The organism is Metabacillus sp. YM-086 (assembly GCF_048059995.1).
Taxonomy (GTDB): Bacteria; Bacillota; Bacilli; order Bacillales; family Bacillaceae; genus Metabacillus; species Metabacillus litoralis_B.
Window position 1 is genome coordinate 103,355 of record NZ_JBLUOI010000002.1, and the last position, 26,652, is coordinate 130,006.

At 36.0% G+C, this 26,652-nt stretch carries 25 protein-coding genes; 24 read left to right on the forward strand and 1 reads right to left on the reverse strand.

Going from position 1 to position 26,652, the window contains the following annotated elements; genetic code table 11:
* Window positions 1–19: 19 nt before the first annotated feature.
* From ACEWK1_RS01420 to ACEWK1_RS01530, 23 genes are all read left to right on the forward strand, one after another.
* On the forward strand, window positions 20–286 hold the full coding sequence (locus ACEWK1_RS01420; RefSeq protein WP_121661152.1) for a phosphocarrier protein HPr: 267 nt from the start codon (window positions 20–22) through the stop codon (window positions 284–286).
* Window positions 286–2,004: a phosphoenolpyruvate--protein phosphotransferase gene (ptsP, locus tag ACEWK1_RS01425; RefSeq protein ID WP_121661153.1), complete on the forward strand. Its 1,719-nt coding sequence runs from the start codon at window positions 286–288 to the stop codon at window positions 2,002–2,004. The genes ACEWK1_RS01420 and ptsP overlap by 1 nt, the downstream gene beginning before the upstream one ends.
* A gap of 110 nt (window positions 2,005–2,114) precedes the next feature.
* The gene (locus ACEWK1_RS01430; RefSeq protein WP_098797972.1) at window positions 2,115–2,351 is read left to right on the forward strand and encodes a transcriptional regulator SplA domain-containing protein; all 237 of its coding nucleotides are present in this window, start codon (window positions 2,115–2,117) and stop codon (window positions 2,349–2,351) included.
* 87 nt (window positions 2,352–2,438) lie between these two features.
* Window positions 2,439–3,467, forward strand: coding sequence for a spore photoproduct lyase (splB, locus tag ACEWK1_RS01435; RefSeq protein WP_121661154.1), 1,029 nt, complete (start codon window positions 2,439–2,441; stop codon window positions 3,465–3,467).
* 120 nt (window positions 3,468–3,587) lie between these two features.
* Entirely contained in the window at window positions 3,588–4,373 is a 786-nt protein-coding gene (locus ACEWK1_RS01440) for an SDR family oxidoreductase (protein WP_121661155.1), read from the forward strand.
* 60 nt (window positions 4,374–4,433) lie between these two features.
* Window positions 4,434–5,450 (forward strand): S66 family peptidase, encoded by a 1,017-nt coding sequence (locus tag ACEWK1_RS01445; RefSeq protein ID WP_121661156.1) that lies wholly within the window; start codon window positions 4,434–4,436, stop codon window positions 5,448–5,450.
* A 37-nt stretch (window positions 5,451–5,487) separates the two neighbouring features.
* On the forward strand, window positions 5,488–6,369 hold the full coding sequence (locus tag ACEWK1_RS01450) for an NAD(P)-dependent oxidoreductase (protein ID WP_212134268.1): 882 nt from the start codon (window positions 5,488–5,490) through the stop codon (window positions 6,367–6,369).
* Between the two features lie 247 nt (window positions 6,370–6,616).
* Window positions 6,617–8,701 (forward strand): peptidoglycan D,D-transpeptidase FtsI family protein, encoded by a 2,085-nt coding sequence (locus ACEWK1_RS01455; protein ID WP_121661158.1) that lies wholly within the window; start codon window positions 6,617–6,619, stop codon window positions 8,699–8,701.
* A 127-nt stretch (window positions 8,702–8,828) separates the two neighbouring features.
* The gene (locus ACEWK1_RS01460) at window positions 8,829–9,005 is read left to right on the forward strand and encodes a hypothetical protein (protein WP_162987278.1); all 177 of its coding nucleotides are present in this window, start codon (window positions 8,829–8,831) and stop codon (window positions 9,003–9,005) included.
* Window positions 9,006–9,158: 153 nt separating this feature from the next.
* Window positions 9,159–10,367 carry an acyl-CoA dehydrogenase gene (locus ACEWK1_RS01465; protein WP_121661159.1) on the forward strand — a complete coding sequence of 403 codons (1,209 nt, stop codon included), beginning with the start codon at window positions 9,159–9,161 and terminating at the stop codon, window positions 10,365–10,367.
* 20 nt (window positions 10,368–10,387) lie between these two features.
* The gene (locus ACEWK1_RS01470; protein WP_416635382.1) at window positions 10,388–11,161 is read left to right on the forward strand and encodes an SDR family oxidoreductase; all 774 of its coding nucleotides are present in this window, start codon (window positions 10,388–10,390) and stop codon (window positions 11,159–11,161) included.
* 46 nt (window positions 11,162–11,207) lie between these two features.
* A complete protein-coding gene (locus tag ACEWK1_RS01475) occupies window positions 11,208–12,821 on the forward strand; it encodes a long-chain-fatty-acid--CoA ligase (protein ID WP_121661161.1) in 1,614 nt (537 codons plus the stop codon).
* A gap of 142 nt (window positions 12,822–12,963) precedes the next feature.
* Window positions 12,964–13,527: a TetR/AcrR family transcriptional regulator gene (locus tag ACEWK1_RS01480; RefSeq protein WP_121661162.1), complete on the forward strand. Its 564-nt coding sequence runs from the start codon at window positions 12,964–12,966 to the stop codon at window positions 13,525–13,527.
* A 90-nt stretch (window positions 13,528–13,617) separates the two neighbouring features.
* Window positions 13,618–14,499, forward strand: a complete 882-nt coding sequence (locus ACEWK1_RS01485) for a 3-hydroxyacyl-CoA dehydrogenase family protein (RefSeq protein ID WP_180320409.1) — start codon at window positions 13,618–13,620, stop codon at window positions 14,497–14,499.
* A complete protein-coding gene (locus ACEWK1_RS01490; RefSeq protein ID WP_180320410.1) occupies window positions 14,499–15,278 on the forward strand; it encodes an enoyl-CoA hydratase in 780 nt (259 codons plus the stop codon). The genes ACEWK1_RS01485 and ACEWK1_RS01490 overlap by 1 nt, the downstream gene beginning before the upstream one ends.
* Before the next feature lie 15 nt (window positions 15,279–15,293).
* On the forward strand, window positions 15,294–15,698 hold the full coding sequence (locus ACEWK1_RS01495) for an acyl-CoA thioesterase (RefSeq protein WP_121661165.1): 405 nt from the start codon (window positions 15,294–15,296) through the stop codon (window positions 15,696–15,698).
* 46 nt (window positions 15,699–15,744) lie between these two features.
* Entirely contained in the window at window positions 15,745–16,809 is a 1,065-nt protein-coding gene (locus ACEWK1_RS01500; protein ID WP_416635386.1) for a phosphotransferase family protein, read from the forward strand.
* A gap of 49 nt (window positions 16,810–16,858) precedes the next feature.
* Window positions 16,859–17,590 (forward strand): 2-phosphosulfolactate phosphatase, encoded by a 732-nt coding sequence (locus ACEWK1_RS01505; RefSeq protein WP_251401441.1) that lies wholly within the window; start codon window positions 16,859–16,861, stop codon window positions 17,588–17,590.
* Window positions 17,587–19,335: an acyl-CoA dehydrogenase family protein gene (locus ACEWK1_RS01510; protein ID WP_121661167.1), complete on the forward strand. Its 1,749-nt coding sequence runs from the start codon at window positions 17,587–17,589 to the stop codon at window positions 19,333–19,335. Before ACEWK1_RS01505 ends, ACEWK1_RS01510 begins: the two co-directional genes overlap by 4 nt.
* Window positions 19,336–19,345: 10 nt before the next feature.
* A complete protein-coding gene (locus ACEWK1_RS01515) occupies window positions 19,346–20,110 on the forward strand; it encodes an SDR family NAD(P)-dependent oxidoreductase (protein ID WP_121661168.1) in 765 nt (254 codons plus the stop codon).
* A gap of 51 nt (window positions 20,111–20,161) precedes the next feature.
* A complete protein-coding gene (locus ACEWK1_RS01520) occupies window positions 20,162–20,929 on the forward strand; it encodes an enoyl-CoA hydratase/isomerase family protein (RefSeq protein WP_251401444.1) in 768 nt (255 codons plus the stop codon).
* 12 nt (window positions 20,930–20,941) lie between these two features.
* Window positions 20,942–21,925 carry a quinone oxidoreductase family protein gene (locus ACEWK1_RS01525; RefSeq protein ID WP_416635390.1) on the forward strand — a complete coding sequence of 328 codons (984 nt, stop codon included), beginning with the start codon at window positions 20,942–20,944 and terminating at the stop codon, window positions 21,923–21,925.
* Between the two features lie 298 nt (window positions 21,926–22,223).
* Entirely contained in the window at window positions 22,224–24,023 is a 1,800-nt protein-coding gene (locus ACEWK1_RS01530; RefSeq protein ID WP_121661171.1) for a PAS domain S-box protein, read from the forward strand.
* A gap of 234 nt (window positions 24,024–24,257) precedes the next feature.
* On the opposite strand, the gene ACEWK1_RS01535 is transcribed toward ACEWK1_RS01530, so the two are convergent.
* Window positions 24,258–25,406, reverse strand: coding sequence for an aminotransferase A (locus ACEWK1_RS01535; protein WP_121661172.1), 1,149 nt, complete (start codon window positions 25,404–25,406; stop codon window positions 24,258–24,260).
* A gap of 215 nt (window positions 25,407–25,621) precedes the next feature.
* On the opposite strand from ACEWK1_RS01535, the gene corA reads away from it, so the two are divergent.
* Window positions 25,622–26,599 (forward strand): magnesium/cobalt transporter CorA, encoded by a 978-nt coding sequence (gene corA / locus ACEWK1_RS01540; RefSeq protein WP_121661173.1) that lies wholly within the window; start codon window positions 25,622–25,624, stop codon window positions 26,597–26,599.
* Window positions 26,600–26,652: the final 53 nt, after the last annotated feature.

The following is a 26,652-nucleotide window of genomic DNA, read 5'->3' on the forward strand; positions in this document are numbered from 1 at the left end:
CTAAAGGAGATTGATGAAAATGGCAGAAAAAACATTTACAGTAACAGCAGATACAGGAATTCATGCTCGTCCAGCAACTGTGTTGGTACAAGCAGCAAGCAAATATGATGCAGATGTAAACCTTGAGTACAATGGTAAAACTGTTAACTTAAAATCGATCATGGGTGTTATGTCTCTAGGGATTCCAAAAGGATCTCAAATCAAAATTATTGCTTCAGGTTCTGATGCAGACGAAGCAGTTGCAGGTCTTGGTGAAACTTTAAAAAATGAAGGGTTAGGCGAATAATGAGTAACCTTAAAGGGATTGGAGCTTCGGCAGGTATTGCTATAGCTAAAGCCTACCGTCTTGAAGAACCAGCACTAAATATTGAACAAAAAACAATAGCAGATAAAGAAGCAGAAAAGCAACGTTTTGATGATGCAATAAACAAGTCAAAATCAGAGCTTGAAAAAATCAAAGACCATGCTAATCGTGAACTAGGTGCAGATAAAGCTGAAATTTTTGCAGCACACTTACTCGTTTTAAGTGACCCTGAGTTGTTAAATCCAGTAGTAGATAAAATTAACGCTGAAGGTGTTAATGCTGAGTTTGCAATGAAGGAAACAGCTGATATGTTTGTTTCTATGTTCGAATCAATGGATAATGAATATATGAAAGAACGTGCAGCTGACATTCGTGACGTAACTAAGCGTGTTATTGCTCACTTATTAGGGGTGCAAATTCCAAACCCTAGTCTAATTTCAGAAGAAGTAGTCATTATTGCTGAAGATTTAACACCATCTGATACTGCTCAATTAAATCGTCAATATGTTAAAGGATTTACAACAGACATTGGTGGACGTACTTCTCACTCTGCAATTATGGCCCGTTCTATGGAAATTCCAGCTGTTGTTGGAACAAAGCAAGCTACATCAACGATTGAAAATGGTGTAATGGTTATTGTTGATGGATTAGATGGTGATGTTATTATTGATCCATCTTCAGATGTTATTGCTCAATACGAAGAGAAAAAGGCAAAGTATGAAGCTCAAAAAGCAGAATGGGCAAAGCTTGTAAATGAACCTACCGTTACAAGTGACGGTCAGCATGTTGAGCTCGCAGCGAATATTGGAACACCTGATGATGTTAAAGGTGTATTAGAAAACGGCGGTGAAGCTGTTGGACTTTATCGTACGGAATTCTTATACATGGGAAGAGATCAGCTTCCAACTGAAGATGAACAATATGATGCTTATAAAACTGTTCTGGAAAGAATGGGTGATAAGCCGGTTGTTGTTCGTACTTTAGACATCGGTGGAGACAAAGAATTACCATACTTACATCTTCCAAAAGAAATGAATCCATTCCTTGGTTTTAGAGCGATTCGTTTATGCTTGGAAGAACAAGAAATTTTCAGAACACAATTACGTGCATTATTACGTGCAAGTAGTTATGGAAATCTAAAGATTATGTTCCCAATGATCGCAACAATTTCTGAATTCAGAGAAGCAAAGGCGATTCTTTTAGAAGAAAAAGAAAAATTAGTTGCAAATGGTGTACAAGTATCTGATTCAATTGAGATTGGTATGATGGTAGAGATTCCGTCTACAGCTGTCATGGCTGATCAATTTGCAAAAGAAGTAGATTTCTTCAGTATTGGAACAAATGATTTAATTCAATACACAATGGCTGCAGATCGTATGAATGAGCGTGTGTCTTACTTATATCAGCCGTATAATCCAGCTATCTTGCGTCTAATTTCTATGGTAATCGATGCAGCCCATAAAGAAGGTAAATGGGCAGGTATGTGTGGTGAAATGGCTGGCGATACAATCGCTATTCCATTATTATTAGGTTTAGGTCTTGATGAGTTCTCTATGAGTGCTACATCAATCCTTCCAGCACGTACTCAAATTAAAGGTTTATCTAAAGAAAAGGCACAAAGTATAAAAGAAACGGTTTTATCTATGAGTACAACTGAAGAAGTCGTTGCATTTGTGAAAGAAACTTTCCAAATCGACTAATGAGCAAAAAGACAGGCAGAATATGCCTGTCTTTTTGACGTTCTTTATAGATAATACATACACCATTAAGGGAAAGCTAACCTTAGTATAAAAGGAAGGAGTTTTCTATAATGGACAATTTCAAAATTGGTGAAGAAGTATATGTGATCTATAGAAATCCTCATGCTGTAAATGTGGCAAATATTGAAAAAGCAGAAATTGTTGAGCACCCTACTAATCAAAAGGAATTGGCGATTTTCCTACACGATGCATACCATCCACTAGCAGAAGATGATGCTGTATTTTCTAGTTTTGAGGAAGCCGAAGAACTTTACAACCAGTTATTTGATTACCAACAATTCGATTAAGTTAATAGGAAATATTTGAATCGATTATTAGATAACGATTAAGCAAAAGGTAAATATGTATAGAATCTCTTAAAGGATGGTACTATCATGATTAAACCTTTTGTTCCACAATTAGTTTATATAGAACCGAGAGCTCTAGAATACCCACGTGGCGTTGAACTAAAAGAAAAATTTGAAAAGATGGGTCTTGAGATTAGAGAAACAACCTCTCATAACCAAGTCCGAAATATTCCAGGTAAGAACCACCTTCAGCAATATCGAACAGCCAAATCTACTTTAGTTGTCGGTGTAAGAAAAACGCTCGAATTTGATAGCTCCAAACCATCTGCTGAGTATGCAATCCCTCTAGCAACTGGATGTATGGGGCATTGTCATTACTGTTACTTACAAACTACAATGGGTAGTAAACCGTATATTAGGACATATGTTAATGTAGATGAAATACTTGAGCAAGCTAAGGATTATATGGAGGAGCGTGCTCCAGAAATTACACGGTTTGAGGCCTCTTGTACGTCTGACATAGTAGGGATTGACCATCTTACTCATTCTTTAAAGTCAGCAATTGAATTTTTTGGGCAAACAGATATGGGAAGGTTACGTTTTGTAACAAAATTTCATCACGTCGACCATTTATTGGATGCAAAGCATAATGGAAAGACTCGTTTTCGATTTAGCATAAATGCTGATTATGTAATAAAAAACTTTGAGCCAGGGACATCTCCTCTCGATAAAAGAATTGAAGCTGCAGTTAAAGTAGCAAAGGCAGGGTATCCGTTAGGATTTATTGTAGCTCCAATTTATATTCATGAAGGCTGGCAAGAAGGGTACAAAACTCTCTTTGAAAAGCTGGATGCATCTCTCCCTGCTGATGTACGAGATGATATAACGTTTGAAATGATTCAACACCGTTTTACAAAGCCAGCAAAGCGAGTGATTCAGAAAAATTATCCGAAAACGAAGCTTGAATTAAATGAGGAAGAAAGACGTTATAAATGGGGCAGATATGGGATAGGTAAATATATTTATCAAAAAGATCAAGAACAGGAATTACGTGATACATTAGAGGATTATGTTGATCATTATTTTCCAACTGCCAAGGTTGAATATTTCACCTGATAAAAATACTCTCATCGTAACGTTGATGAGAGTATTTTTTTGTTATTTCGAAACTTTAACTTCCAATTAAACTTCATATATATGGTAAAATTAGTTTAATCATACATAAGGGGTGTATCTATGGATATGTCATTAAATGGTAAAAGTGCACTAGTTATTGCTTCCAGCCAAGGACTTGGTAAAGCCATTGGCTGGAAGCTTGCAGAACAAGGGGCAAATGTTATGTTATCTAGTCGGGATGAAGAAAAGCTTAAAAAAATAAAACATGAGCTTAGCCAAAATAGTCGTGGACGTATTGAATACAAAGTATGTGATATAAAAAACAAAGAAGAAATAGAACAACTTGTTACTTTTACACAAACTCAATTCGGTGCTATCGATCTACTTGTTAATAATGCAGGAGGTCCACCAGCGGGTACATTTGAAGAAATGACTGATGAAGATTGGCAGCATGCATTTGAATTAAACTTACTTAGTTATATCCGCATTATAAGAGAAGTGCTCCCCTATATGAAAAAAAGCGGTGGAAAAATCGTAAATATTGCTTCTTCTTCTGTAAAGGAACCAATCCCTGGTTTAATTTTATCTAATACTTTTCGAACGGGTATTGTAGGTTTAACCAAAACTCTGGCTTCAGAATTTGCATCATATGGAATTTTAATTAATACAGTTGCTCCAGGTCGTATCTCAACAGATCGCGTTGCCTCTTTAGATGAGATCGCAGCAAAGAAACAAGGAGTATCAAAACAAGATGTTGAGGAGAGTGTAAAAGATAAAATTCCTCTAGGCCGTTATGGTTTACCAGAAGAATTTGCCAATTATGCTACATTCCTCCTTTCAGACTTAAACTCCTATATGACGGGTCAAACATTTTTGGTTGATGGTGGAATGGTGAAATCAATTTAATGAAAATAAGGAGAGGTTAGCTTCTCCTTATTTTTACTTGTAAGGAAGGAGAGGGGCAATTTGATTACATATCCAATTTTGCAAAAAGGTGCGACAGTTGGAGTAACAGCACCTTCATCTGGGATTCCCGATGAACTTCACTCAATGTTTAGACAGGCCTTAGTAAGCATGGAAAACAAAGGATACAAAACTTATTGTGGTGAAACAGTATGGACACAGGATAAAGCTAAATCTTCATCAGCAAAAAAACGAGCATATGAATTTATGTCCATGATGAAAGATGATGAAATTTCACTTATTGTTCCCCCGTGGGGCGGTGAGCTCTTAATTGAAGTTCTTGAACATATTGATTTTGATAGCATACAGAATAAATGGGTAATGGGTTACTCTGATACAAGTGCATTGCTCCTTGCTATTACTTTGAAAACAGGAGTGGCAACAGCTCATGGAACAAATCTTGTAGATCTACGAGGTGTATATTCTGACTCGACCACTGAAAAATGGGAAAGTGTTTTAGGGACAAAAAGAGGAGAGCTAATTTTGCAGAATTCCTCAGAGAAATATCAAAAGCAATGGGATCATAACAATCCTTCACCGTATGTTTTTCATTTAACTGAAAAAACTGAGTGGAAGACTATTTCTAAAGATAAGGAAGAATGTAAAGGGCGTCTACTCGGGGGATGTATCGATGTGATCCGACATCTAGTAGGTACGCCATATGGACAAGTTAGCAAATTTCTAGATTCTTATTTAGAGCGCGATGATAAAGTAATTTGGTATTTTGAAAACTGTGAGCTAAATACAACGGATTTACGTAGGTCTCTTGTTCAAATGAAACTTGCAGGTTGGTTTGATTCTTGTTCAGGAATATTATTTGGAAGAAGTGCTGCGAATCAATCTATAGACAATTATCACGTAGTAGATGTTTATAAAGATTTGTATAACGAACTTCAAATCCCGATCATATATGATATAGACTGTGGTCATGTACCACCACAACTAACATTGGTAAATGGAGCATATGCTGAAGTGCTGGTTCAAAATGGAGAAGGAAGAGTTTCACAGGTGTTCATTTAATAATGGATTCGTTCAAGTACATTAAGGAGGAAGTAAGATGAATCAAACAATTGGTTTTATTGGTCTTGGCGTTATGGGGAAAAGTATGGCAAAACACATATTAAAAGCTGGATATCCTTTGAACATTTATACTAGAACAAAGGAAAAGGCTGAGGAACTGCTATCTTTAGGAGCTGAATGGAAAAGTACGGTTGCGGAGCTTTCAAATGAGTCTGATATTATTATTACAATGATTGGCTATCCGCAAGATGTTGAGCATGTTTATTTAGACGAAGCAGGTATTATTTCATCTGCAAGACCAGGTACATACGTGATTGATATGACTACTTCTCAGCCCTCCTTGGCAAAGAAAATTTATGAAAAAGCGAAGCAAAAAAATATTTATGCACTCGATGCCCCAGTGTCTGGAGGAGATATTGGTGCACGTGAAGCTCGATTAGCGATTATGGTTGGTGGACATAGAGAGGCGTTTGATCATTGTTACCCGTTATTTGAAATAATGGGACAAAATATTGTGTACCAAGGTGAAGCTGGCTCTGGACAACATACGAAAATGTGCAATCAAATTGCGATCGCATCGGGTATGATCGGTGTTTGTGAAGCCGTTTCTTATGCAAAAAAATCAGGGTTAGACCCAGCTAATGTACTAAAAAGCATTACAACTGGTGCAGCAGGAAGTTGGTCGTTAAGTAATCTTGCTCCACGTATGTTAGAGGAAGATTATGAACCAGGCTTTTTTGTAAAACATTTTATTAAAGATATGGGAATTGCGTTGGATGAATCAAACGAAATGGACCTTTTCACTCCAGGATTAAAGCTTGCACATGAGCTTTATGAGAAACTCGCTGAAGAGGGGAATGAAAATAAAGGGACGCAGGCTTTAGTTAAATTGTGGGATAAAGCTGAAGTTAATAACTAAAATATTGTAGTAATTTGAAACTTTTTCGTTCAATATACGTCAATTATAGAGATGGAAAGACAATGTGAAACGATTCATGTTGTCTTTTCTTTTTGACGCTATGGTATTCCTCCCATTACTTCATTTATTTTCACATGAATGTCATAAAGCAAAGCTACCTCTTCATTGATGATAATGGTAAAATAAAGGGTAGCCTAAAAAATAAGTTATTTTGAAATAGATCTAAATTGATAGGAGGAAAGCGACTTTGACAGAACAAAACACAAATAAATCAGAAGAGCGGAAACTACGAAAGTCCAGATATGTCAGAATCAATGTGTTCTTTTTTCTTGTCTTTCTGTTGTTTGTCGCTCTTATCGTTCGCTTAGGAGTTGTACAAATTGTTCAAGGAGAAGAGTTTTCAAAGGAAGTCTCTAGAACAGAATCAGATTATGCAAGCTTACCAGCACCACGTGGCAAAATGTATGATCGTTACAATCGTGTTGTAGTAGACAATACAAGAGTACCAGCCATCACATATACAGTTGATAAAACAACATCAGCTGAGGATAAAATTGAAACGGCGAAAAAGCTTGCAGAATATATTAATTATGAGAACGACTTCTTAACAGATGAGCTTAAAGATCGTGATATTAAAGATTATTGGTTAGCTTCTCACCCAACTGAGGCAAAAGAACTTCTTTCTAAAAAAGAACTAGAGCTGAAGCCGTCAGAAACATACAAATTACAAGTAGAGCGTGTGCCAGAGGATGAGTTTAATACAATTAAGTCTGATCCTGAACAGATGGAGTTAGCGTATATCTATACACGCTTTTCTTCAGGATATCAGTATGAACCACAAGTTGTGAAGTCACTAAACCTAACCGATGAGGAAGTATCACTTGTTGCTGAGCATTTGGAGCAGCTTCCTGGGGTAGATGTGATTACTGACTGGGGAAGATCTTATCCATATGAATCACTTAGCTCTATATTTGGTTCTGTAACCTCTCCTGAGGAAGGGATACTTCAATCTCGTGAAGATTATTACAAAGCAAGAGGCTATGCTAGAAATGAAAGAGTCGGGAGAAGTTATTTAGAATATCAATACGAGGATTATTTAAATCCTCGTAAAGCAAAAGTAGAATATATTTCAGATAAAGATGGTAACATCATTTCTGAAGAAGTTGTAGATGAAGGACAAAGAGGGTATGATTTGAAGCTTTCTTTTGATATGGAACTTCAAATGGAAGTGGAAAAAATTGTAGAAGAAGAATTACTTCGGGCAAGTAAGAGTCACTTTTTAATGGACCGGGCATTTGTTGTTATGATGGACCCCTACCAAGGTGATGTATTAGCAATGGTAGGGAAACAATTAGATTCTAAAAACCGTAGCAAAATTATAGATTATCCTTATGGTACATTCACTACTCAATATGAGGCTGGCTCTACGGTTAAAGGTGCAACTGTCTTAGCTGGATATCAGAAGGGAATTCCAATCGGACAAGGATATTACGATACAAAGCTTTATTTTAAAGGAACCCCACCAAAAGGTTCTTATCGAAATCTTGGATATATGACCGATTTAAGTGCGTTAAAGCTATCTTCTAACGTGTATATGTTTTATGTTGCATTAGAGATAGCTGATATTGAATACCAGAAAAACGGACCATTAAATGTTTCAAGTGAGGATTTCCAAAGACTGCGAAATTATTTTGCACAATTTGGATTAGGTGTACCTACAGGTATTGACTTACCACAGGAATCCTCTGGATTATTAAGTACACCAGATACAGCGGGTAAGATTTTAGATATTGCTATTGGTCAGTTTGACACATATACACCGCTTCAGCTGGCACAATATGTTTCTGTTATTGCAAATGGTGGCTCAAGGGTTCAACCACGTATTGTCACAAGTATTCATACACCTGTTGAAGACTCAACATTAGGACCTATAGCTGTTGATAAGTCTCCAAATGTGTTAAATAAAGTTAATAACACACCGGAGGAAATTGAAAGAGTTCAACAAGGTTTCAGGTTAGTTGTTACCTCTGGAACAGCTTCTGCTTATATTGATTATGATGTTGCTGGTAAAACTGGAACATCTCAAACCAATTACTATGGTCCAAAGCGAGAGTATTGGGGTAGAAAAACAAATAACTTAAACTTTATAGGATATTATCCTTCTGAGAACCCTGAAGTGGCTTTCAGTGTTGTTGTTCCGTGGGCTAGTAACGATAAAGATGCAGTTAACAAACACATTGCAAATCGAATCGTAAAAGCGTATATGGATCTACAAAAGAAGTATTTAACAACAACAGAGATTGAAACACAAGAAGATACAGAAACTGAATAATCTAAAAACAGTCTGTCATTGAACATGGCAGGCTGTTTTTTATTTTAAAAAACAATAAGTAAGGAATCACACATAAATCCCTTCTCTTTTCACAAAATAACAATGAAAACGAAAGGGAGTGATCAACTTGGCAAAAAGAACGAAGAAAAATGACCCACAGCAAAAAAATAAAAAAGGTTTTGATTCAAGTGTTATCGATTCTGAATTCAGTCATGAAGTAGGAAGTACAGACACAAATAAAATTCACAAAGACAAAGCGAAGAAAGAAAAAGCTTCTAAAAACAATGGTGAATATAAAGGATAAAAACTTGGTGCTCAGCCAAGTTTTTTTGTTTAAACAATCTTAGCAAAGTGAATTTTTATAGATTAAATGTTGAATATTTTATTAGTTTCATTATATGATAGATATAGAAACATACCGACCGGTTAGTTGGTGTGGGAGAAGGAGTGAGAACGATTGAATTTTTCTTATTCAGAGAAGGTAATATCACTTCAAGAGAAACTACATACTTTTATGGAAGAATATGTTTATCCTAATGAACAATTGTATGAACAACAGTTAGGTGAACAACAATCACGATGGACAACAATACCTCCTATTATGGAAGAGCTCAAGGACAAAGCAAAGGCACAAGGTTTGTGGAATTTATTTCTACCAGATAGTGAGCATGGGGCAGGTCTGTCGAATATTGAATATGCTCCGTTATGTGAAATTATGGGAAGGTCACTTATTGCTCCGGAGGTTTTCAACTGTAATGCACCTGACACTGGCAATATGGAAGTGCTAGTTCGGTATGGAACAGAAGAGCAAAAGCAACAGTGGCTTATGCCATTATTAGATGGAAAGATTCGTTCTTGCTTTTCAATGACTGAGCCAGAAGTGGCTTCAGCTGATGCGACAAATATTTGTGCAACGATTGAAAAAGACGGAGATGAGTATGTGATCAATGGCCGTAAGTGGTGGTCCTCAGGTGCGGGAGATCCAAGATGTAAAATAGCCATTGTTATGGGGAAAAATGATCCTGAAGCTCCAAAGCATGAACAGCAATCTATGATCTTAGTACCACTAGATACTCCAGGTGTAAAAATTGAACGTGTTCTACCTGTTTTTGGATACGATCATGCACCACATGGTCATGCAGAAATTTCTTTTCAGTCAGTTCGTGTTCCAGCAGCAAATATGATTCTAGGAGAAGGAAAAGGCTTTGCTATTGCACAGGGAAGATTAGGTCCAGGGAGAATACATCACTGTATGCGTCTAATTGGAGCAGCAGAAAGAGCGCTTGAACTTTTATGTAAGCGTGTACAAAGTAGAGAAGCATTTGGAAGAAGCCTTTCCCAACAAGGAGTTATTAGAGAGTGGATTGCTGACTCTAGAATTGAAATTGAACAAGCAAGGTTACTAACCCTCAAAGCAGCATATATGATGGATACAGTTGGGAATAAACAAGCTAAAGCAGAAATTGCCATGATTAAGGTTGTGGCCCCTTCTATGGCACTAAAGGTGTTAGATCGTGCCATTCAAGCGTTTGGAGGAGCTGGTGTGAGTGAAGATTTTCCATTAGCAGCTCAATGGGCAAATGCAAGAACACTAAGAATAGCAGATGGTCCAGATGAAGTTCATCGCGCCCAAATAGGTAGGCTGGAATTAAAAAAATATCAGTAGACAGTAAGGAGGGAATGACTATGCATATTAAGGATTTATTTGATTTATCAGGTAAAACAGCTGTTATTACAGGTGGTGGAAGAGGACTCGGAGAACAAATTGCAGAAGGATTTGCAGAAGCTGGAGCTAATATTGTTTTGTGCTCACGAAAAGAAGAGGCATGTGTTGAAGTCGCAAATCGTTTAGCCAAAAATGGTGTTCAAGCACTTGGTCTTAAGTGTGATATTACTAAAAAAGAGGATATTACCTATGTTGTTAATGAAACAATGAAACGATTCGGACAAATAGATATTCTTGTTAATAATAGTGGAGCAACATGGGGAGCCCCTGCCGTAGAAATGCCACTTGAGGCATGGCAGAAGGTAATTGATGTAAATGTGACCGGAACATTTTTAATGAGCCAAGCGGTTGGTAAAGAGATGATTAAACAAAAAAGTGGAAAAATCATAAATATTTCATCTGTTGCAGGCCTAGGGGGAACAGATCCCAATTTAATGGACACCATCGGGTATAACACAAGTAAAGGAGCTGTTATTACTCTTACAAAAGATTTAGCCGCTAAATGGGGACAGTACAATATTAATGTAAATGCTATTGCTCCAGGATTTTTTCCAACAAAAATGTCAAAGGTTATCATTGAGAATGGTAAAGACCATTTTCTTTCAGGAACACCTCTGAAGCGATTTGGATCAGATCAAGATTTAAAAGGGGTTGCTGTATTTTTAGCCTCAAGAGCATCAGATTTTATAACAGGTGATGTACTTGTTGTCGATGGTGGCACACATGTGTTATAAAACTAGCTTTATCGTTTTCTATCATTTTTCTTTAGGAGGTATGTAAATGGAAAGCAATCAAAAGTGGTTGGCTAAATATCCTAATTCAATGTCTAATAATGTTGATATTCCTCATATTTCTCTACCTGAAATGCTACAAAATACTATTAAAAAATACGGGAATCATGAGGCAATTTCTTTCTATGGTAAGAGATTTACGTATCATGAAGTGGCAAAAATGGTTTTTGCGTTTACATCAGCCCTCCAACAGTCAGGTGTACAAAAAGGTGATAGAGTTGCGATTATGCTACCTAACTGTCCACAGTATGTTGTCTCCTATTACGGTGCCTTAGGTGCTGGTGGGATTGTTACTCAGCTAAATCCTATGCTTGTTGAAAGAGAGCTAGAGTATATTTTAAATGATGCTGGTGCTGAAACAATTGTTGTTTTTGACAGTATTTACCCTAGAGTAAAGTCTATACAGTCAAAAACACAGTTGAAAAATATCATAACTGTTAGTCTTCAACCTTCTGGAAAAGATCAGGAAGAGGATGACACATTTGAGAGTTTTCTAGCTAAGCAGAACGGTCAGGTTTTACCAGTTAATATTGAGCCGGAACATGATATCGCGGTATTACAATATACGGGAGGAACGACTGGACGTTCAAAAGGAGCTATGCTAACTCACCGAAATGTCGTTGCAAATGCTGTACAATCTTATGAATTTTTTAAAGAAGAAATTATTATGGGACAAGAAAAATGTTTGACAGTCATTCCGTTATTCCATGTTTTCGGAATGTCTAGCTGCATGAACCTTACCATCTTGTGTGGAAACTGTTTAATCATGCTCCCGAGATTTGATTTAGAGGAGGTGCTACAAACAATTAAGAAGGAACAGCCTACAGTGTTTCCAGGCGTGCCAACGATGTATGTAGCAATTACTAACCATCCTAAAGCTGAGGAATATGGAATTGATTCAATTAAAACGTGCAACAGTGGAAGTGCTCCAATGCCTGTTGAATTGTTGAATGAATTTGAAAGAAAAACAGGGGCTAAGATTTTGGAGGGTTATGGACTTTCTGAGGCTTCACCCACTACTCATTGTAACCCGCCATTTGCAGAAAGGAAGGCTGGTACTGTTGGGTTAGGGTTGCCTAACACTGCTTATAAAATAGTGGATGTAGCAACAGGAAAACAGGAAGCACCAATTGGAGAGCTGGGAGAACTAATTATAAGTGGGCCACAGGTGATGAAAGGCTACTGGAATATGCCTGAGGAAACAGCTGTTACACTTAGAGATGGCTGGTTGTTTACTGGTGATATTGCAAGAATGGATGAGGAAGGCTATGTTTCAATTGTGGATCGTAAAAAAGATCTCATTATTGCAAGCGGTTACAACATCTATCCGAGAGATATTGAAGAAATTCTATATGAACATCCTAGTGTTCAAGAAGCAGTTGTCATTGGTATACCTGATGAGTATCGAGGGGAAACGGTAAAAGCATTTATTGTCTTAAAATCAGGGAAAACAGCAACAGAAGAGGAAATGATAGAATACAGCCGTAAACATTTGGCTACCTATAAAGTTCCAAGGTTTATTGAATTTCGGAAGGAATTGCCTAAAACAAATGTCGGAAAGATTTTAAGACGTGCTTTGAGGGAAGAAGTATTAAAACAATAAAGAATTCAATCTATTTTACTGATAACTAAAAGGATAAATACTTGAAATTAACCATAGTTAAAACTGTTAATAGCTCTAAACAAAGACATCTTAGCCTATGGTATAATCTGAAAAAAGTAGAATAGATTGAGAGGATATGAAAATGAAAGAGAAAATAAGAGAGCAAAGTATTCAACTATTTGCAACAAAAGGCTTTAAAGAAACATCCATCCAAGATATTGTAGATGCTCTCAATGTCACTAAAGGAACATTTTATTATTATTTCACTTCTAAGGAACAGCTGTTAATGGATATACATCTGCAGTATATTGATGATTTGTTAGAAAAACAGGAAAGCATTATAAAAAACGAATCCATGAATTGTAAGGATAAGTTGTATAACATCGTTTATATGCTCATTCATGATATTGAAAAAGAAGGATTAAGTGCAAAGGTGTTCTTTCGTGAAATGCGTAACCTTAATGAAGATCATCTTACATTAATAGTCCCGAAACGAGATCAATTTAGAATCAATATCCAAAAATTATTAGATGAAGGTATTGAACAAAACGAAATTCGCTCTGATTTACCGACAGATATTGTAACACTCAGTATATTAGGAATGACTAACTGGAGCTATTTTTGGTTTGATCCTCAAGGAAGGGCATCAGACAAGGACGTTTCAGAGGTGTTTATTAAAGTGTTATTAGAAGGATTGGCTGTGTAATTGCCTGATGATGCAAGATTAACTTGCATCATCAGAAAAATTTTTGAACAAAACATACCGACTGGTTAGTAAGTAAAAGGAGGATTTATCATGAAAAATCAAGTTCAATCAATTTGTGTTGTTGGAGCAGGGCAAATGGGTCATCAAATTGCCATGTTAAGTGCATTAGCTGGATTTGAAACAATCATTCAAGATGTAAATGAAAATGCCCTTCAAAAGGCAGAATCAACTCTACATACAATAATGGATAAATGGGTAACGAAAGGGAAAATCAGTAGTGAAACCAAGATGGAGTCTTTTCAAAGATTAACATTTTCCACCAATTTACTTCATTCGGTGCAAGATGCAGATTTTATTATAGAAGCAATCGTTGAAAAATTAGATGCAAAGCAGGAATTATTCCGTAAGCTTGATGAATTTGCAAAGCCTGAAGCGATCTTAGCTTCAAACAGTTCAACAATTGTTAACTCTCTCCTAGCCGAAGTAACGAATCGTCCTGATAAGGTTGTGAATATGCATTTCTTTTTTCCACCTCTTGTGATGGATTGTGTAGAGGTTGTGAAAAGTGAAAAAACATCAGAGCTTACAGCTCAAATGACGATGCTTGTATGTGAAAAAATGAATCGAACTGCAGTTCTTTTACAAAAGGAGATCTCAGGATTTATTGCTAATCGAATTTTAGGAGCATTACAGCGTGAAGCTGTTTATCTTTATGAAAATGGATATGCAGATTATAAAGATATTGATCGAATTTGTAAAAAGGCTTTAAGCCATCCAATTGGACCATTTGAATTAATGGATTTATCAGGAATCGATGTTGGCTATTTTGTTATGCAACAAAGATTCGCAGAAACTGGTGATCCGGCGGATAGGCCTGCTGAATGTATTGAGGAAAAAGTAAAGCAAGGTCATTTAGGAAGAAAAACCGGAAAGGGATGGTATGAGTATAAGAAGGAAGAGGTGAGAGGCTGATGACGTCAATCATAAAAGTAGAAAAAGACCATTCTATTGCAGTTCTTACAATTGATAATCCACCATTAAATGTCATGAACCATCAAGTTCTTCAAGAGCTAAAATCTTTATTTATAGAGATAGAGAATGATCAAGATGTCATAGCAATTATTTTAACTGGGGCAGGAGAGCGGACTTTTATGGCTGGAGCTGATATTAAAGAATTTCCTTCTTTAATTGGTAAAAAGGGTATAAAAGAAAATTTTATGTTAACCCATCAAATTCTTGATAGGATCGACAATTGCTCAAAGCCAACAATTGCAGTATTGAATGGTCTAACACTTGGAGGCGGCTGTGAGCTTGCTTTAACGTGTGACATAAGGATAGCAGAAGAACATGTTTCTATTGGATTGCCTGAAATCAAATTAGGTTTGTTCCCAGGTGGAGGTGGTACTCAAAGGTTACCTCGTGCCGTCGGAGAAGCAAGAGCAAAGGAGATGATGTTTACAGGTACTCCAATTGATGCTAAGAAGGCTGAAAGAATTGGTCTTGTAAATGAGGTTGTTCCTAAAGGGGAGGGGTTGAATAAGGCTCTTGAGATGGCAAGACAAATTAGCCAGCATTCTCTTCAGGCATTGTCTAGGATAAAAAAAGCAGTAGATGAAGGCCTTAGTACTGAACTTTCTAAAGGAATAAATCGTGAAGCGGAACTGTTTGAAGAGGTATTTCAAACAGATGACATAAAAGAAGGGGTAGGAGCTTTTATTGAAAAACGCAAACCGGTGTTTATTCATAGATAAGGAGCTGAAGAAAAGATGAAGCATGAAACAGTAGTAAAAGTTCGTTTTTGTGAAACAGATGCCCTAGGACATGTAAACAACACCAGTTTTTTTATTTATTTGGAAGAAGCACGGGTTTTATTTTTTGAAAGTATAGGATATTCGATGAAAATGGATGGCTGGGAATTTATTCTTGCTTCTACAAAATGTGATTTCATCGGGCAAGCTTTTTTTAATCAAAAGCTAAAGATTGAAACAGAAGTTAGTAAAATTGGCAATAAAAGCTTTCATTTAGCTCATTCCATTATTGATGATATAACAGGTGAATTGGTTGCTAGAGGCGAGGCAATCATTGTTTATTTTAATTTTGAACTGCAAAAAAGTATGCCAATTCCGAATGAGTTAAAAGAAGCATTACAAAGTCATCATACCCTTATTTAGATTAGTAACTACCCTAGTTTGTATCCTATTAAAAGGAGTGAAAATCATGAGTGATATAATTCCAGTCAGAAGTGGGGAGGAGCTTAATGATAAAACAGTTAAAGAATTTTTACTGCATCATTTTCCACAGCTTTCTGATAAAGATTCCCTGATCATCAATCAATTTGGAACAGGTGCTTCAAATTTAACGTATGAGCTTAAATTAGGAAATTGGGAAGGAGTGTTAAGAAGACCACCACTTGGTCCTGTTGCACCTAAAGCTCATGATATGAAACGAGAATATAAAATCTTGAGTACCCTTCACCCTTTGTTTTCGCCTGCACCTAAACCATATCTATTTTCAGAAGACGAAGAGGTGGTCGGAAGTCCATTCTTTATTATGGAAAGAAGGCATGGAGTATTGTTAAATACCGATTTCCCTTCCGATACTCCGCCTTCTAAAGAGCTTGGGGAAAAGTTAAGTGAAATGATGATTGATACTCTTGTTCAGCTTCACCAAGTTGAGTATAAGGGAACAGTTTTAGAAGAACTAAGTAACCCTGATGGTTTTTTAGAACGTCAGGTATATGGTTGGATAAAGCGATATCATCGTGCAAAAACAGATGATATTAAAGAAATTGATGAATTAACAAAATGGCTTGTAAAAAATATCCCATCTTCACAAGAACCTACGGTTATACATTATGACTTTAAATTTAACAATGCATTATTCTCTAATGATTTTAGTGAAATAACTGGATTGTTTGATTGGGAAATGACAACTGTTGGTGATCCATTGGCAGATGTTGGTGCAGCGTTAAGCTATTGGTGTCAGAACGATGATCCGGACCTATTGAAATATGGACTTGGTAAGCCCCCAATAACAGTTAAAGAAGGATTTTATACTAGAAATCAATTTATCGAACGATATGCTGCAAAAAGTGGTCGTGATTTGTTGCAAATCCATTACTATATGACATTTGCTTACTTTAAGCTAGCGGTCATTTGCCAGCAGATTTATTATCGTTATCATAATGGGCAAACAAATGATAAACGCTTTAAAGACTTTCACCTATATGTGAAAACACTCATTGAGCATGCTTTATCTATAAGTCGTGAAAAGGCAAAATGAATCCAGATATGGGCGTTATGAGATCTCCTTCAGGAAAGGGGTGTAAAGGGTGACAAAGGTACATGTGATTATGAAAAAAGAAGAAATTGTTGAGGAGAAAATGAAAGGGAAAATTGCAGTTGTTTTCGATATATTACTGGCAACCTCAACAATCACCTGTGCACTTGTGGATGGGGCAAAAGCGGTTATTCCTGTTCCTAATGCAGAAGAAGCACATGTAGCCTCAAATCTTATCAAAGCAGAGAATCACATACTTGCTGGAGAATATGAGGGGAAAACAATTGAGGGTTTTTATGATCCAATGCCAACCATTTTAAAAGATAGCATTCAAGGCAAGTATATGATTTTATCAACAACAAATGGAACAGTAGCAATTAATCAATCAAAAAAAGCAAATAAAATTTATATTTGTTCTCTTTTAAATGGAAAAGCAGTTGCAAATACCATTACACATTTTCATAAAGATGATTCCATTATTATTGTGTGCTCTGGATCTTCAGATCAGTTTTGTTTAGAAGATTTTTATGGAGCTGGGCATCTTATCTATCATTTACAAGAAAAGATGCATTTACAGCTAACAGATTCGGCTAAGGCAGCTCGACTTTTTTATGAAAGCAATAAATCTGTTGCTGAAACGATTCTTCTTTCATCAAGGGTAGGTGAAATGCTTGTGAAATATGGATTCATTAATGAGGTGAAATTTGTAAGTCAAAAAGATTGCTTTGAAATTGTTCCATTTTTTGACGGAGAAAAAATTATAGCAGGGGGAGAGTGTGTATGACTTTACTAGCTAATAAAGGCGGTAGCTTTTTATATGACTATGATTTACCTTCAAACCTATTTACTCCTGAAGATGTAACAGATGAACATAAAATGATTGAAAAAACGGCAAGACAGTTTGTCGAGAAAGATGTAATACCTGTTAGAGAGAGAATTGAAAATCAAGATTTTGATAAAGTAGTAGAGTTGTTAAAAAAAGCCGGTGAGCTTGGACTCCTTGCACACAGTGTACCGGAGCAGTATGGTGGACTTGGTCTTGATAAGGTTAGTAAAGGTATTGTTGGAGAAGTGGTCGGAAGATCTGGTGGATATGGTGTTGCCCATTCAAATCATACATGCATCGCTACTCTACCGATCACTTATTTTGGTACAAAGCAACAAAAAGAACGTTACTTACCTAAATTGGCTTCAGGAGAATATCTTGGAGCATACTGCTTAACAGAACCGAATGCCGGTTCTGATGCTCTGGCATCACAAACAACTGCAAAACTAAATGCCCAAGGAACTCATTATCTTTTAAACGGTACAAAACTTTATATTACAAATGCTATATTTTCAGATACATTCATTGTATATGCGAAAGTAGATGGTGATAAATTTTCGGCATTTATTGTTGAAAAGAATTTTCCGGGAATTTCTTTAGGACCTGAGGAACAAAAAATGGGTATTAAAGGCTCCTCTACAAGAGCTGTTATTTTAGAGGATTGTCTAGTTCCTAAAGAAAATCTATTAGGAGAAATCGGGAAAGGTCATGTTATTGCTCTAAATGTTCTAAATTTAGGGCGGTTTAACTTAGGGTCTGCGTGTGTAGGGGGTGCAAAGTATGCATTAGAACTTGCACTTTCTTATACAAAACAGAGGATTCAATTTGGTCAATCTATTGCAGATTTCCCTGCTACGAAGGAAAAAATTGCCCTGATGTCTGCGCGTATATTCGCTAGTGAATCTATTCAATATCGAACTGCAGGGTTGCTCGAAGAAGTTTTAGGTAACATAACAGAAGATGAAAACATCTCAAGGATCGGTAAGAAATTAATGGAATACGCCACAGAGTGTGCTATCTGTAAAGTTTATGGTTCGGAAACACTTGACCAAGTTAGTGATGAGGCCCTTCAGTTGCACGGTGGGGCAGGCTTTATAAAGGAATATAGGATTGAGCAAGTGTATCGTGACTCTCGTATAAATCGTATTTTTGAAGGGACAAATGAGATTAATCGTTTGTTATTACCAACTCATTTATTTAGAAAAGCTTTTAAAGGAGAAATTCCTTTAGAAGAGTTGGTTCATAAAGCAGTTCAAAATTTGTCAGTGAAACCAAGTCTAGATAATAGAGAATTTTCACAGGAAAAGGCAGCAATAAGCGGAATGAGAAACGTTTTTTTAGCGTGTATTGGAGCTGTTTTTGAGCAATTCGGCGAAAAAGTATTTGATGAACAAGAAACACTAATGAAATTATCAAATATAGCAATTGAGCTTTATGCAGCTGAATCGACTCTTGCTAGGTCAATAAAGTGGGACGATAGATTAAAAAGGTTACTAGCAAGAACTGTCTTGGAACAGTCATTGTTATCCGTTGAAGTCATGTCAAGACAACTTGTGAATGGTGTGTTAAACGGTAAAAAAAGAAGTTCACTAATTCAATTAATAACGAGTCACCTTCAATCAGTTGAAGTTACGTCAACGGTAGAAGAAAAGCGTGAAATTGCAGGTGCTCAATTTGAAGCTGAACGATTTGTTACGAAATGAGGTGCTGATGATGAGGTTTTTAAATAAACTTGCTGTTATTACCGGAGCTGGGAGTGGAATTGGAGAAGCAACAGCGATACGCTTAGCTAAGGAAGGAGCAACAGTTGTTTTAGTGGGAAGAACAAAAGAAAAGCTTGAACGAGTTGCTAGAATTATTAATGAATCCTTATCTGATCACAAAGCCATTCCATACGTGGCCGATGTGACTTCCGAGAATCATATAAAGAAGCTTGCTATTTTTTTAGAAAATGAATTTTCATCACTTGATATTGTTGTAAACAATGCTGGAGGCTCATCAAAATCTACAATTCTGGAAACTACTGAAGAGCAATGGGACACAGTTCAAGCAGTTAATTTGAAAAGTATTTTTCTAGTTTCGAAACATCTCGGGAAGCTAATGAAAGAACAGAGCTCAAATGATTACCGTTCAATCGTAAATGTTGCGTCATTATCAGGGTATAAGGCTGGTGCACAAATTCCACACTATAGCTCGGCAAAAGCTGGTGTTATTAATTTTTCAAGAGCTTTAGCATTAGAGCTTGCTCCTAATAAAATTCGTGTGAATTCTGTTTCACCTGGATTTGTTGAAACACCGCTAACAGAGAAGGGGCTGGAAAATGAGGCATTTGTAAAAGCGATCAAACGTAGCACTGCACTTGAACGCGTTGGGCGACCTGATGAAATAGCAAATGTAATTGCTTTTGTTGCATCTGATGAGGCTTCTTATATGACAGGATCAGATGTGTTAGTCGATGGAGGTTGGCTTATTAAATAAAGGTAAACCAATTAAAAAATAGTTACTAACTTATGAAGAGGAGTCGATCAAATGAGTGATTTATTGATAGAAAAAGAAGGGGCAGTGTTAACTCTTTGTCTTAATAGACCAGAAAATCTGAATGCATTTAGTGCAGAAATGATTAGAAAATTAACAAAAACATTTCAAGAGGCTCAACTTGATGAGGAAGTACGAGTGATTGTTTTAAAGGGATCAGGACGTTCGTTTTCTGCCGGTGGAGATGTAAAAACAATGGGAACAACAACTGGTACACAGGTTTATGAACATATTGGTCAATTAAATGAATGCATTAAAGCAATGACAGAACTTGAAAAGCCAATTATTGCAGCTGTACACGGTTTTGCAGCAGGAGCTGCTTTTAATTTGGCGTTAGCTTGTGACATGATTTATGCATCAGATGATAGTAAATTTGTGATGAGTTTTTCACAAGTAGGATTAATTTCAGATGGTGGTGGATTACACTTTCTTCCAAAGATAATTGGGCCTTATCGGGCAAAAGAGCTCTTCTTTTCAGCAAAACCAATAACAGCTCAGAAAGCTTACGAATACGGAATTGTGAACGAGCTTATCCCATTAGATGAATTATCAAACCGAGTAGCTACAATTGCTAATGAACTTTCACATGGGGCAGTAAGAGCATACGGACTCATGAAGAAAATTATTAATTCTCCAGGTTCATTAGAAAATGTGTTAGAAATAGAAAGAATTACTCAAACATATATGATCCAAACGGAAGATCATAAAGAAGGTGTTAAAGCGTTTAAAGAAAAACGGAAACCACAATTCAAAGGGAAATAGGAGGATGTTAAGATGAAGGCTATTCAATTTGAACAATATGGCGGCCCTGAGGTATTGAAATATATAGATTTAGATGATCCAAAACCAAGAGATTTTGAAGTTGTTATAAAAATTGAAGCAATAGGTGTAAATTATGCAGACACAGCAAGAAGAGAGGGACAGTATGTAGTAGATACACCTCTACCCTATGTACCAGGCTCAGAAGTAGCAGGTACAGTAATCGAGGTGGGCAAGGATGTTAAAGGGGTTTCGGTTGGTAGCCGAGTTGTGACATTACTAAGCTCGCGAAAAGCTACGGGATATGCTGAATACACAGTTGCCGATGGTAGAGCACTTATTCCAGTTCCAGACAATGTAGAGTTTAGTACAGCTGTAGCCTTACCGTTACAAGGGTTGAGTGCTTTTCATATATTAAAAACAATGGGAAGACTTGAGAAAGGAGAAACGGTTTTAATTCATGCAGCAGCAGGTGGAGTTGGAACATTAGCTGTTCAACTTGCTAAATTGTTTGGAGCAGGGAAGGTTATTGCTACGGCAAGTACGGATGAAAAACTAGCCTTAGCAAAAGATCTTGGAGCTGATGTTCTAATAAATTATACAAAAGAAGGATGGGGAAAAGAGGTATTAAAAGAAACAAATGGAATTGGGGCGGATGTTGCTTTAGAGATGGCCGGTGGAGATGTTTTTCGAAAAACATTGGATTGTTTAGCACCTTTTGGTCGATTAGTGATTTATGGAGTTGCCAGTGGAGAACAAGCTAGACTATATCCTTCTTCCTTAATGGCAGAAAATAAATCGGTCATTGGCTTCTTTTTACCAGGAATCATGAAGAAACAAGAATTGTATAGTAGTAGCTTAAAAGAACTTTTAACATATGTTAACGATGGAACACTCATACTTAAAATAGGTGGAGTTTTCCCCTTAGAAAAAGCAGCAGATGTACATCGTCTACTTCAAAGCAGGAAAACTCAAGGGAAGTTGGTATTAGTTCCATAATCTAAAGGAGATTTTTGGAATATTCAAATTTTCAGCTACAGGCATTAACAATAAATTTAAAAACGATCTACAAAAAAGTCGGAAATTCCGGCTTTTTTAACGTAATTAGTCATAATTCACACCCTATATCATATATTAATTTTGTCGAGATTATTTTTCATATATTGACAAACTTTTATTACTATGTACACTTATTTTAAAGGAATAAACATTTATAAATGTAAATTCAATAGGTAATTGTTCGTTATATAAAACTAATGTACTAGTATAGAGGTCATGAAAAAGGGGAAGGGAAGCAATGAATAGTGAAATAACAAATCAAGAGGAAGCTATACAAACACTGGAACTTTATGCCGTTGTATCCTCAAATGGGAGATTTCAATACATTTCTTCTAATTCTTTTGAATTAATAGGCTACGCAAGTACTGATCTAATTGGAAGATATATAAAAGACTTTATTCATAATGAAGATTTATTCTTAATAGAGAGCTATTTTTATAACGAACATCATTTATATCCATGTTCCATTCGATTTTTGATGCGGAATGGAAGATATATATGGCTAGAAACAAATGTTGATTTTATCAGAAGTAACATCCAAAAAGAAGGACATGATATTATCCTCAAGATGAAAGCATTAACACCTCATTCGATTAATAATGCGTCTACCGTTGAAGATCAATCGAATGAGGTAATAAATGAACATGATGAATGGGCTATATTACAGGATTTACCTACGCCGGTCTTTATTTCAAGGAAAGGTAAGTTGCTCTTTGTAAACAAGGCTTTTCAGGAATTGTTAGGTGCTAGATCTACTGATCAACTAATAGGAAAGCACACGTTTGATTTTATCGATGAAACTTTTCATTCTGTTATTAAAAATAGAGAGTCGCGGTTACATAAAGGGGAAAGAGTAGGTATTATTGAGGAAACATGGCGAAGGATTGATGGGCGTGAAATAAATGTAGAGATCATGGCATCTTTAACAAATGTTAATGGGGGACAAGCAGAAATTGTCATATTAAATGATATCTCATCCCGAAGGAACTTCCAAAAGATTCTTCAAAAGAGTAGGGAACGGTATCAGCGTTTAATTGATAATTCAATTGATACCATTGCAGTTATTCATAAGGATCAATTTGTTTTCATGAACGAGTCTGGTATTAAGCTTTTTGATGCAGAGTGTTACCCTGACTTGTTAGGGCGGAATATATATGATTACCTGCATCCTAGTGATCATCAAACAATGAAAAATACACTTAAAAACATACAAGATGGGGTTGCTGATGTTCAAGTAACAAACCAATCTTGGTTAATTTCCAATGAAAAAAAGGTTTTTACAGAAATGGTTTGTATTCCAACTACATATTTTGGTGAGCAAGCTGTTCAAGTTATCCTTCGTGATATTTCGTATAGGAAAAAAACAGAGGAGCTCATGTTGCGTTCTGAAAAACTATCTATAGCAGGTCAATTAGCTGCAGGAATTGCCCATGAAATACGAAATCCACTAACTGCAATTAAGGGTTTTTTACAAATTATGCATCCTGATTTAGAACATCATCGTCAATATTTGAATATTATCTTTTCTGAGTTGAATCGAATTGAGATGATATTAAGTGAACTTCTTGTTCTCGCTAAACCACAGGAAACAAAATTTAAAAAAACAAATTTAATTACCTTATTAAACGATGTTGCAATGCTACTTGAAACACAAGGTAATATGAAAAATGTTGCTATTATTCAAAATCATGACAATCAATCTTTATCAATTAATTGTGATGAAAATCAATTAAAGCAATTATTTATAAATTTATTTAAAAATGCTATTGATGCGATGCCTAAAGGTGGAAAAGTATCGGTATTAACAAAAAAATCAAATCATAATGTTCAAATTATTGTTAAAGATGATGGTGAGGGAATTCCTCCAAGCGTTTTAAAAAGAATAGGTGAGCCGTTTCTTACAACAAAAGAAAAAGGTAACGGATTAGGTTTAATGATAAGTTATAAAATTGTTGAAAATCACAATGGTAGTATGTCGGTCGACAGTAAACAAGGAAAGGGAAGTACCTTTACCATTACTTTACCTTATATACAGTAAGCAAAAAAGAACCAACAGATAATATCCTTTGGTTCTTTTTGGAGAGGTAACAAATTTTTGTACGTAGTATTAGTGTCTAGCTCCAGCAGTCTGACTTTTTGGCAAAAAAGTCAGATGCCTAGCCCTTCGAGGTCATAAGCCAATTTAGTATATAAGGCAAAGAGCGCCTTCTATTCTAAATCGTCTTATTGCCCGAGGCTGAACGAGGCGCTTGCGCTTTTCTTGATAAATGAGCTACAGGCTTTTTAAATATTCCTCGATTCGATCCATAGCTTCAATTAATTGTTCCATTGAATAGGCATAAGATAGTCTTACATATCCTTCACCATATGTAGAAAAAGCACTACCTGGTACAAGGGCAACTCCGGCTTTTTCAACAAGAGAGAGAGCAAAGTCAAAGGAAGTTTGTTCAAACTTCTTAATACTTGGAAAAAGATAAAAAGCACCATTAGGTTTTATTACATCAAATCCCATTTTAACCAAGCGGCCATAAACGTAATCTAATCGCTCTTTATAGGCTGTTTTCATTTCCTCTGCATCATTTAATCCAGCTGTTAATGCTTCATATGCTGCTTTTTGAGAAATCGATGTTGCACACGATACATTATATTGGTGAACTTTTAATAAGTGTTTTGCTACAGAATGTGGTGCAAATAACAAACCAATTCTCCAGCCTGTCATGCTGTGAGATTTTGACAGGCCATTAATAACAATTGTCTGCTCTCTAAGATAAGAAGCAATTGAGTTGTGTGTCCCGTTGTAAACTAACTCACTATAGATTTCATCCGATAAAACAAAAATATTTTTCCCTCTTAATAGGTTTGCAATTTTCTCAAGTTCATCACTACTAAGTGTTGCACCTGTAGGGTTTGATGGATATGGAAGAACAATACATCTTGTTTTTTCTGTTATGTAAGAAGCGAGCAATTCAGCTGTTAATTTAAAATCATTTTCAGTTGTATCAACATATACTGGTACACCACCAGCCAATTTAATTAGTGGTTCATATCCAGGATATACAGGACTTGGCAATATGACTTCGCTACCTTCTTCTAATAAAGTCCGGAAAGTACAATCAATTGCTTGACTAGCCCCAACTGTAACAATCACTTCATTGTCAGGGGAGTAGGTAAGGCCGTATTTTTTTGAAACAAATTGGCATGCTGCTTCACGAAGCTCAAAAAAACCAGCATTGTGCGTATACGTTGTAAAGTCATGCTGAATAGCAGTTACACCTGCATCTTTTACATGGCTAGGTGTGGTAAAGTCGGGTTGACCAATTGTTAAAGAGATAACATTCTCATAGTCAGCAACCATGTTAAAGAACTTTCTAATGCCTGATAATTCAATTTCCTTAACTTTTGAGTTAACCAAATGCTCCATACTAAAAAACCTCCTATAAATCTTTTTTAAGCATCAAAATTACTAATCATATTAAATTGTGTAGAAGGTTAGTAAATTAATGAATGCAAGAATAAATGAACTAAAAAGTTTCATAACAGTTATTTTACCATTTTTCTTATACAAGTCATCCTTTTCTAACTCGTTTAGTCAATCTACAGAACGGGAATAGTAATAGAGAATGTAAAAAGAGGGTAGTGAAGAAATTGATTAGAACTTTAGCAATAACAACAGAGGAAGAGATTATCTATGACCTACCTCTAAGTGAACTAAAAAAAGGAAACATAGAGTGGTATTGGGTTGACTTTCAGGAGCCAACCGATGATGAAGTGAAAAAGCTATCATCTTTTTTTCATTTCCACCCACTAGCTATTGAAGACTGCTTAGAGTTTGTTCAAAGACCTAAGATGGATTTTTATGACCATTATTTTTTTGTTGTCATTCATTCCATTAATCAACGTACATTAGAAGCGGATGAGATTGATCTTTTTGTTTCGAATCGCTTTATCGTTACTTTTCATAAAAACCCTGTTAGGGATATAACAAACATATGGCAACGTGTAAAAAAAGAAATGAGCCTTCAAAAAAGCCCAATGCAAATCTTGTATCAAATCGTGGACAAGATTGTTGATGAATATTTTCCTCCTGTTTACAAATTAGAAGATTCAATCAATCAGGTAGAAGATAATACTAGTGACCAAACAATAAGTGAACTCATGGAACAAGTATTTGATATTAGGTCAGAGTTAAATAAATTAAGAAGAACCATAGTCCCGATGAGAGACCTACTCTATCGAATCATCTCCTCATCACGGTTGAATTCATTAAAGGAAAAGCATATTTATTTTCAAGACATTTATGATCACTTGTTAAAGCTAGTTGAAATGATTGATGCAAACAGAGAATTATCTTCTGATATACGTGATAGCTATTTATCAATAAGTTCTGACCGCATGAACCGAGTGATGATGACGTTAACCGTTATGTCTTCAATTTTTCTGCCTTTAACGTTTATTGCAGGAGTTTACGGTATGAATTTTCAATATATGCCTGAATTGACGGGGAAATATAGCTATTTTATTGTTCTTGGACTTATGGGCTTAATTGGTCTTGGGATGGTATGGTTTTTCTATAAAATGGGATGGTTTCGATTCCATAAAGGAACAAAATTGTAACAACGGACAAATATCTCTTGTACTCTACGAACTATATAGTAAGATACAATTAG

Coding starts and splice junctions, on each gene's coding strand:
- ACEWK1_RS01420 (WP_121661152.1), top strand. CDS start 20: ATGGCAGAAAAAACATTTACAGTAACAGCAGATACAGGAATTCATGCT.
- ptsP (WP_121661153.1), top strand. CDS start 286: ATGAGTAACCTTAAAGGGATTGGAGCTTCGGCAGGTATTGCTATAGCT.
- ACEWK1_RS01430 (WP_098797972.1), top strand. CDS start 2,115: ATGGACAATTTCAAAATTGGTGAAGAAGTATATGTGATCTATAGAAAT.
- splB (WP_121661154.1), top strand. CDS start 2,439: ATGATTAAACCTTTTGTTCCACAATTAGTTTATATAGAACCGAGAGCT.
- ACEWK1_RS01440 (WP_121661155.1), top strand. CDS start 3,588: ATGGATATGTCATTAAATGGTAAAAGTGCACTAGTTATTGCTTCCAGC.
- ACEWK1_RS01450 (WP_212134268.1), top strand. CDS start 5,488: ATGAATCAAACAATTGGTTTTATTGGTCTTGGCGTTATGGGGAAAAGT.
- ACEWK1_RS01470 (WP_416635382.1), top strand. CDS start 10,388: ATGCATATTAAGGATTTATTTGATTTATCAGGTAAAACAGCTGTTATT.
- ACEWK1_RS01475 (WP_121661161.1), top strand. CDS start 11,208: ATGGAAAGCAATCAAAAGTGGTTGGCTAAATATCCTAATTCAATGTCT.
- ACEWK1_RS01480 (WP_121661162.1), top strand. CDS start 12,964: ATGAAAGAGAAAATAAGAGAGCAAAGTATTCAACTATTTGCAACAAAA.
- ACEWK1_RS01485 (WP_180320409.1), top strand. CDS start 13,618: ATGAAAAATCAAGTTCAATCAATTTGTGTTGTTGGAGCAGGGCAAATG.
- ACEWK1_RS01490 (WP_180320410.1), top strand. CDS start 14,499: ATGACGTCAATCATAAAAGTAGAAAAAGACCATTCTATTGCAGTTCTT.
- ACEWK1_RS01495 (WP_121661165.1), top strand. CDS start 15,294: ATGAAGCATGAAACAGTAGTAAAAGTTCGTTTTTGTGAAACAGATGCC.
- ACEWK1_RS01500 (WP_416635386.1), top strand. CDS start 15,745: ATGAGTGATATAATTCCAGTCAGAAGTGGGGAGGAGCTTAATGATAAA.
- ACEWK1_RS01510 (WP_121661167.1), top strand. CDS start 17,587: ATGACTTTACTAGCTAATAAAGGCGGTAGCTTTTTATATGACTATGAT.
- ACEWK1_RS01515 (WP_121661168.1), top strand. CDS start 19,346: ATGAGGTTTTTAAATAAACTTGCTGTTATTACCGGAGCTGGGAGTGGA.
- ACEWK1_RS01520 (WP_251401444.1), top strand. CDS start 20,162: ATGAGTGATTTATTGATAGAAAAAGAAGGGGCAGTGTTAACTCTTTGT.
- ACEWK1_RS01525 (WP_416635390.1), top strand. CDS start 20,942: ATGAAGGCTATTCAATTTGAACAATATGGCGGCCCTGAGGTATTGAAA.
- ACEWK1_RS01530 (WP_121661171.1), top strand. CDS start 22,224: ATGAATAGTGAAATAACAAATCAAGAGGAAGCTATACAAACACTGGAA.
- ACEWK1_RS01535 (WP_121661172.1), bottom strand. CDS start 25,406: ATGGAGCATTTGGTTAACTCAAAAGTTAAGGAAATTGAATTATCAGGC.